The sequence below is a fragment of the uncultured Dechloromonas sp. genome (genome assembly GCF_945957265.1).
Classification (GTDB): Bacteria; Pseudomonadota; Gammaproteobacteria; order Burkholderiales; family Rhodocyclaceae; genus Azonexus.
In genome coordinates this window covers 1-8,622 of the sequence record NZ_CAMFKO010000063.1, presented here as the reverse complement: position 1 = coordinate 8,622, position 8,622 = coordinate 1, and the positions used below count along the sequence as shown (strand labels likewise).

The 8,622-nt window shown below is 66.2% G+C and carries 5 protein-coding genes; all 5 read right to left on the bottom strand.

The features are described 5' to 3' along the window. On the bottom strand, nt 1-2,797 hold a 2,797-nt coding region (locus tag Q0P59_RS19510), incomplete at its 3' end, for a retention module-containing protein (protein WP_295009526.1). A 117-nt stretch (nt 2,798-2,914) separates the two neighbouring features. Then, entirely contained in the window at nt 2,915-3,532 is a 618-nt protein-coding gene (locus tag Q0P59_RS19505; RefSeq protein WP_295009524.1) for a response regulator transcription factor, read from the bottom strand. Then, nucleotides 3,532-4,947 (bottom strand): HlyD family type I secretion periplasmic adaptor subunit, encoded by a 1,416-nt coding sequence (locus Q0P59_RS19500; protein WP_295009522.1) that lies wholly within the window; start codon nt 4,945-4,947, stop codon nt 3,532-3,534. The genes Q0P59_RS19505 and Q0P59_RS19500 overlap by 1 nt, the downstream gene beginning before the upstream one ends. Then, nucleotides 4,944-7,121, bottom strand: a complete 2,178-nt coding sequence (locus Q0P59_RS19495) for a type I secretion system permease/ATPase (protein ID WP_295009520.1) — start codon at nt 7,119-7,121, stop codon at nt 4,944-4,946. The genes Q0P59_RS19500 and Q0P59_RS19495 overlap by 4 nt, the downstream gene beginning before the upstream one ends. A gap of 103 nt (nt 7,122-7,224) precedes the next feature. Beyond that, the coding region (locus Q0P59_RS19490) for a sodium-translocating pyrophosphatase (RefSeq protein ID WP_295009518.1) at nt 7,225-8,622 on the bottom strand (1,398 nt) is incomplete at its 5' end.

The window sequence follows — 8,622 nt, the reverse complement described above, 5'->3', positions numbered from 1 at the left end:
AGGTCAGCGTGCCATTCAGTCCGTTCGTCCCCGCCGCGTAGTCCGCCGGCGAGACTGCCGTGTCGCCCGCCGTCGCGTAGTTCACCGTCACCGTGCCCGCCGAGGGGTTGCTCAGCGATACCGTGAACGTGATCGTCCCGGCGCCTTCGTTGACCGTCATATCGTTGATCGTGACCTGCGGCGGGCCGTCGTTGTCGATGATGGTGGCCGTACCGGTGGCATTCGGGTTGGCCGTCACGCCGGCGGTTGTCGTCGCGGTCAGCGTGAAGGCTTCGTTCGGTTCGTTGGTCAGGTCTTCGACCAAAGGCGTACGGACCAGCAGGCTGGTGGCGTTCGGGGCAAAGGTGGCGCTGGTCGCCGCGGTCCAGGTGGCGCCGCCGTCGGTCGACACCTCCAGAGCATTGGTGTAGTCGCTACCGAGGGTGGCCGTACCGTTGTTCAAGGCCAGCGCGACGGTCGTCGCCTGCGTACTGGGATTGGACAGCGTGACGACGAACTGGGCGTGCCCATCGCCTTCGTTGACCGTGACATCGCTGACCGAGAGGGTCGGCCGGTCGTCGTCGCTGCCGCCGGGGCCGGTGCCGTCGTCCTTGATGGTGCCGATGCCCAGGCCGTCGCCGATGGTGGCGTTGACCGGGGTGCTGAGCACGACGTTGAGGGTTTCGCTGCCTTCGTACAGGTTGTCGTTGGCGATATTGACCGTAACGGTCTGTGTCGTGACACCCGGGGCGAAGGTCAGCATGCCGCTGGCTGCGGCAAAGTCGGCCGGCGAAACGGCGGTGCCCGGCGTCGTGGCGAAATTGACGTTGACCGTTGCGGTGGTCGCCTGATCCAGCGTCACCGTGAAGGTCATGATGCCGGCGGCTTCGTTGACGATGACGTCATTGATGGAAATGACCGGGTCGACCACCGGATTGACCGTGATCGTGGCTTGCGCCGGCGTGGACACGGCACCGCTGTTGTCGGTCACGGTAAACGGAATGTTGACCGAACCGTTGAAGTCCGGCGCCGGCTTGAAGATCAGATTGGCGGCATCGGTCGGCGTCAACGGCGTTCCAGCCACGACCGGCGTGACACCGTCGGGGAGGTAGAGCGTACCCTGGGTAACCGGCGGCAGGCCGGTCACGGTGACGCCCTGGACCGTACCGTCGATGTCGGTGCCGCTGAGGACGACGGCGATCGGCGTGTCCTCATCGCCCGCAGCCGTGCTCGGCGTGGCAACCGGCGGATCGTTGACCGGGGTCATCGACAGGGTCAGCGTCGAGATGTCGGTGCCGCCGTTACCGTCGCTCACCGTGTAGGTGATGACCGGGATCGCGCCGGCGTAGTTTGCGTCGGGGACGAAGCTGTAGCCGCCGTCCGCGTTGATCGTGATGGTCCCGACGCCGGCGATGGTGACCGGCACGTCCACGGCCTGGGTTCCCGGCATGCCGGCAATCGTATAGCCGGTGACGCTCGGCGTGCCGCCATCCGGATCGACCGTATTGGCCAGCAGGCCGCCGGCCGCGGCAACGGTCAGCGTGGTGTCCTCGGTGACCGTATTCGTTTCGTCGCCATCGACCGGCGCATCGTTGCTGCCATCGATCGTGATGGTCAGGACGGCGGTCGTCGTGCTGCCGTCGCCGTCGGTCAGGGTGTAGGTGTAGCTGTCGGTCAGGGTCTGGCCGGCGCGCAGGGCGTTGACTGCCGGATCGGCATTATTCAGGGTGTAGGTGTAGGTTCCGTCGCTGTTCAGCACTAGGTTGCCGTGCGCCAGGGCGACCGTCACCGCGGTAACCGGGTTCGGATTGACGTCGGCGCCGACGGTATCGGCTCCGGCGCCGAGCAGCACGTTGCCGCTCACGATGTTGGACGCCGCATCCTCGGCAATGCTGATGCTGTCGTTGACAGCGACCGGGACGCTGTCGGTGATGGTGATGTCGAGGCTGTCCGGAACGCTGCGTCCCAGCACGTCGGTGACGACGACCGGGATATTGTCGATCACCGGGCCGTTGTGATTCTGCACGGAAGGATCGTAGGTATAGCTGACCACGCCGGTCAGCGGATCGTAGCCCTGCAGCGTGAGCAGGCCCTCACCGGTATTGACCGGGTGCGCGGCCAGATAGACCGGATCGGCCAGCTGGGCCGTCGTAAAGGTCTGGCCGCCGATGCTCAGGCTGCCCAAACCGGCCGGTGCCGTGATGGTGAAGGTACCGGGCACCGGGCCGCTGGTTTCGGCGACCGTCTTGTCGCCATCGCCCGCCCCCGGGTTGTTGGCATCGGGAATGCTGACCGTCGGCGTGCCGGGAATGGCGGCAGCGGCGGCGACAGAAACCAGCGGAGCGCCTTCGATGGTATCGAGCGGAGCGCCACGGTTGGTGCCAAACTGGAAGGCCAGCGGATCGACGGTTTCGACGATACGCAGTAGTTCGACGAAGGTATGGCCTTCGTTGCCGCCCTGCGGGCCGGCACCGGCGGCGGTGTCTTCGAGCAGATCGTCGAGGTTGGAGCCCGACTTGAGGGCCTGGGTGATCGCCTGGAAGCCCTGCTTGTTGTTGGCGATGCCGCTGTCGGCGGCATCCGGCGGGACAGCGGCGGCGACTTCGGCGTCGATCCTGGCGGTTTCGCCCGGCCGGACGCTCATCTCGCGACCGTCGACCAAGGCCAGGACGACATTCGCCCCCTGCCCGGCGACCACGCTTTCGCCCTCGCGAATGGCATCGCCCACCTTGAGGCGGCGCATGTTGCCGGCGCTATCCTTGGCGTAAGCCTGACCGGACAGGACGGAAACCTTGGCGATGAATTGAGCTTGGGCCATGATCGAACTCCACACACTGATTAGCAATAACCGGAGTGTAGGGAGCCGGGCGGCCTGCGCCTATTGAACCAAAGTACAGTTGATGTAAAAAAGCGTGAAAAATTCCACGCCCGGCGTTCAAACCTGGACGCCGTTGATGCGCAGGGAAAGCTGCAGCCTGTCCCGCAGGCCGAGTTTTTCGAAGATGGCCGACAGGTGGGCCTTGACCGTCCGTTCGGTGATCGACAGCTGGTCGGCGACCTCGCGGTTGCTGGCGCCGCCGGCAACGAGGCGGGCGACCTGGACTTCGCGCTCGGAGAGCACGGTCGACCAATCGACGCGCGGCGGCCTTTCGCTGCGCGCGGCCAGGGCGCGCGACGTTCCGCCGACCAGCCGGCGGAGCAGGGACTGGCCTACCCACAGGCCACCGTTGCCGACCACCAGCGCGACCTGCTGCAGGACCTCCGGCGCCGCATGGGTGTTGCAGCAGCCGGATGCCCCCCGGCCCAGCGCGTCGGCCACGACCTCGTCGTCCGGCTCGTCGGCCAGCAGGACCAGCAGTTGCCATGCCGCCAGCGCTGCCGGCGGCATCGCCGAGTCGAGCGTTTCGCCGCTGCGCAAACGCACCCAGAGCACGACCGGCTCGCCGGAAGGCAGCAAGCCCAGCTGCTCGCGCCGCATGACCCGGGCCCGGGGAAAGGCCTCGAGCCAGGTCGGCAACGGCAAGGCATCGCGATCCACAAAACAATGGTTCATCAGCGCTCCGTCATCGCCACGTTCTTGGCGCGCAGCACCGGTTTCAGCAGGTAGGTCAGCACACTCTTCTTCCCGGTGAGGATATCGACCTCGGCGACCATGCCGGGAATGATCGGCAGATTGGCATCGCCGAAACCGGGCTTGTTGGTCCGCACGCGAACGGTATAGAAGGCGTTCCCCTTCTCGTCCATCACCGAGTCGGCGCCGATATGCTCCAGCGTTCCCTCCAGCCCGCCATAGATCGAGAAATCGTAGGCCGTGAATTTCACCATCACCGGCTGCCCCGGGCGCAGGAAGGCGATGTCCCGCGGCAGCACCCGCGCCTCGAGCAGCAGGGTATCTTCCAGCGGCACGATCTCGATCATGTCCTTGCCCGGCTGCACCACGCCGCCCACGGTATTGACCAGCAGGCGCTTGACCGTCCCCTTGACCGGCGAACGGATCGACGATTGCTTGACGCGATCGGACAGGGCGACGCTGCCTTCGGCCAGGCTGTTGAGCTTGGCCGTCGTCTCGGAGAGCTCCTTGCTCGCATCGTTGCGGAAGGTCAGCTCGACCTCCTCGATCTTTCGCTGCGCTTCGTTGATCGCTGCCTGGACCCGCGAGATCTGGGCCGACGCCATGTCGCGCTCGCCGCGATAGCGCGACACGTCGCGCTCGAGACGCAAGACCTCGACTTCCGAAACCGCCCCGGAGTTGATCAGGGGCTTGGTCACCGCCAGTTCCTTCGATGTCAGCTCGTAGCCCTGGCTGGCCTGGGCACGCTTGGCCTGGGCCTCGTTCAGCTCCTGGTGACGCTGGGCAAGCTGTTGCCGGGCGATGGACACCGAGGCATTCATTTCGTCGGTGCGCGCCTCGTAGTACTGGCGCTCCTGGGCGACGATCTCGGGCGCGACCTTGAGCACCTCCGGCGGCGGCGCGAAAGGCTTGCCGTCGGCGATCGCCTTGAGGCGGGCCGCCTTGGCCACCAGGCCGAGGTATTGCGCCTGGTTTTCCTTGACCGACGACACGAAGCGCGTCTCGTCGATCTTGATCAGCAACTGGTTCTGCTGGACGACATCGCCCTCCCGGACCAGGATTTCCGATACCAGGCCGCCGTCGATGCTCTGCAGCACCTGCACCTGGCGCGACGGGATGACCTTGCCGTCGCCGCGCGTCACCTCGTCCAGCTGGGCAACGGCCGCCCACAGCACGAACACGGCAAGGACGACGGCGATGGAGCGCAGCAGCACACGCGCCCGCAGCGGCTCCTGGCGCAGGATGGCGAGATCGGCGTCGGTGGCGAAGTCGACGACCTCGATTTCCTCCCGGCTCGGCAGACGGCCGAGCACCTTCTCGACATGCGGCGCCCCGCGCTGCGCCGTGTTTTCCAGCCAGCCGTGCAGGGCGGCTCCGAACTTCTTCAGGCGGCTCATGCTGCCCTCCCCACGCGGCCGCTCTGCAGGGCCTGGATGACCTGGTCGCGCGGCCCGTCGGCCACGATCTTGCCGTCATCGACGACGATGACCCGGGTCGCCAGGTCGAGCAGGCTGTTGCGATGGGTGACGACCAGCACGGTCTTGTGCGCGGCCATCTTGCGCAGCCGCTCCTTGAACTGCTGCTCGGAGGTGAAATCCATCGCGCTGGTCGGTTCGTCGAGCAGCAGGATGGGCGGGTCCATCAGGAAGGCGCGGGCGATGGCCACACCCTGGCGCTGGCCGCCGGACAGGGAATCGCCCCGCTCGCCGATCATCATGTCGAAGCCGTCCGGGTGACGATTGACGAAGTCGGTCAGACCGCCCGCCTCGGCAGCGGCAACGATGGACGCATCGTCGGCGTAAGGCGCCCCGATGGCGATGTTCTCACGCAGCGTGCCGTAGAACAGCGTCAGGTCCTGGGCCACGTAACCGACATTGCGCCGCAGGTCGGCCGGATCGAGCTGCCGCAGGTCGACCCCGTCGATGCTGACCGCGCCCTCGGTCGGCAGGTAAAGCCCGAGCAAGAGTTTCTGCAAGGTGGTCTTGCCCGACCCGACCCGCCCGATGACGACGACCTTGTCGCCGGCGTTGATCTTGCAGTTCAGGCCTTTCAGGGCGGCCACCTGGGCGTTCGGATAACTGAAATGGACGTCGCGGAACTCGATATCGCCGCGCAGCTCCGGCCGGTGAACGAAATTGGCTTCGCTCGGCCGCTCCACCGGGTTGTTCATGATCTGTTCCAGCGAGGCCAGCGCGACCTTGGCATTGTGGTACTGCATCAGCAGGCCGACCATCTGCCCGAGCGGCGCCACCGCGCGCGAGGTCAGCATGGTGCAGGCAATCAGGCCGCCCATGCTGAGCTTGCCGTCGGCGATCAGGTAGACGCCGGCGATCACCACCACCACGTTGACGATCTGCTGGATTTCCATGGCGCCGTTGGTTGCCGCCGCCGACAGGAAGCGCATCTGGTTGTTGACCCGCGCCACGAAGGAAACCGACTTCTCCCACTTGGACTGCATGACGCCCTCGGCCCCCTGGGTCTTGATCGTCTCCAGCGCGGTCAGGCTTTCGATGAGCGTCGCGCTGCGCTGGGCGGAGGCCCGGTAGGTCGTCTCCGACAGCGCGTGCATCTTGTGCTGCAGCACGTAGGCGTAGACAACGACGACGACGAGCGCCAGCAATACCGGCAGGACCAGGGGCCACGCGATCAAGGCGATGACCAGCACGAACAGCAGGGCAAACGGCAGGTCGATGAAGGCCGTTACCGAGGCCGAGGTGATGAAGTCGCGCACCGATTCGAAGGAACGCAGGTTGGACGAGAACGCCCCGACCGCCGCCGGTCGCGCCTCCATGCGCACGCCGAGGACGCGCTCCATGATGCGCGCCGACAACTGCATGTCGATCCGCGCACTGGCCAGGTCGATGAAATAGCCACGCAGCAGGCGCAGCGTCATGTCCACGCCAATGACCAGGATCACGCCCAGCGCCAGGACCCAGAGCGTTTCCATCGCGCGGTTGGGCACCACGCGGTCATAGACGTTCATGGTGAACAAGGGCATGGCCAGCGCCAGCAGGTTGATCAGCAGCGCCGCGCCGAGCACGTCCCGATAAACCGGCCACTGCTCGCTCAGGGTTCCCCAGAACCAGTGGCGCAGCTTGACCTCGCCGACCTGCGGCGTGCGGCTGTCGAAACGGAAATGCGGACGGGCGAAGATGGCGATCCCGGTATAGCGGGCCGCCAGGGCCTCGCGCGTCATCTGCACCGTGCCCTGCCCGGTCTCCGGGAACAACAGGCGGGCATTGCCGCCCGTCTCGTCCCACCCCAGGAGCACGCAGGCCTCTTCATTGGCCAGCAACAGGACGGCCGGCAGCAACACCTCGTCGATGCGCTCCAGCGAGCGCCGGCTGACCTTGGCCGACAGCCCGGCACGGCCAGCGGCACGGGCGAACAACGAGGGCGAGAGAACGCCTTTTTCGAGCGGCAGACCCGACACCAGCGCCGCCCGCGTACTGGGACGGCCGTGGATACGGGTCAGTTCGACCAGGCAATCCAGCAGCGGATCATGATGCAGTATGTCCTCCCGCAATCCCGCCGCCCCAATCCCTGCGGCCCTGCTTGTATCCTCGCTCATGCCACTCCCATATAGTTTTCGCGATTCTAGCGTGGCTTTGCCCAACCAACCCAAAGAAATGTAAAAAGGCGGCCGCAGCCGCCTTCCCTTGGGGCGTAAGGAATCAGGCCATCAACGGCACGATCAGCAAGGCCACCAGGTTGATGATCTTGATCAGCGGATTGACGGCCGGGCCGGCCGTATCCTTGTACGGATCGCCGACGGTATCGCCGGTCACCGCCGCCTTGTGCGCATCCGACCCCTTGCCGCCGAAATGGCCGTCCTCGATGTACTTCTTGGCGTTGTCCCAGGCGCCGCCGCCGGTAGTCATCGAAATGGCGACGAACAGGCCGGTGACGATGGTGCCGACCAGCAGGCCGCCCAGCGCCTGCGGGCCGAGCACCAGCCCGACGACGATGGGCACGGCGACCGGCAGGATGGACGGCACCATCATTTCCTTGATCGCGGCGGCCGTCAGCATGTCGACGGCTCGGGAATAGTCCGGCTTGGCCGTGCCTTCCATGATCCCCGGGATTTCCTTGAACTGGCGGCGCACTTCCATGACCACGGCGCCGGCCGAACGGCCCACCGCTTCCATGGCCATGGCGCCGAACAGGTAGGGAATCAGGCCGCCGATGAAGAGGCCGATGATCACCATGTGGTTCGACAGGTCGAAGGTGATGCCGGTCAGGCCGGCCGCCTCCAGGCCATGCGTGTAGTCGGCGAAGAGCACCAGCGCGGCGAGGCCGGCCGAGCCGATGGCATAGCCCTTGGTTACCGCCTTGGTGGTGTTGCCCACCGCGTCCAGCGGGTCGGTGACGTTGCGCACCTCCTTCGGCAGCTCCGCCATTTCGGCGATGCCGCCGGCGTTGTCGGTGATCGGTCCGTAGGCGTCGAGGGCGACGACGATACCGGCCATCGACAGCATGGAAGTCGCGGCGATGGCGATGCCGAACAGGCCACCCATCGCGTAGGCAGCGTAGATGGCGACACAGACCGAGAGCACCGGCAGGGCGCATGCCTTCATCGAGATGCCGATGCCGGCGATGATGTTGGTCGCATGGCCGGTCTGGCACGACGCGGCGACATGCTTGACCGGGGCGTAGTCGGTGCCGGTGTAGTACTCGGTGATCCAGACCAGCGCCGCGGTCAGCACCAGGCCGACGACCGAGCAGCCGAACATCGAGGCCGTGGTGATCTTGGCCGCCGCATCGCCGGCACCGATCAGCCACGAGGTGATCGGGTAATAAGCCGCCAGCGCCAGCACGCCGGCGACGATCAGGCCGCGATACAGGGCGGCCATGATCTTGCCGCCCTCGGTCGCCTTGACGAACATGCAACCGACGATCGAGGCGATGATCGACACCGCGCCCAGGGCCAGCGGGTAGAGCACCAGGTTTTCGCCGAGGCCGGCGAACTGCTTGATGGTCAGCGCCGCCAGCACCATGGTGGCGACGACGGTCACGGCATAGGTCTCGAACAGGTCGGCCGCCATGCCGGCGCAATCGCCGACATTGTCGCC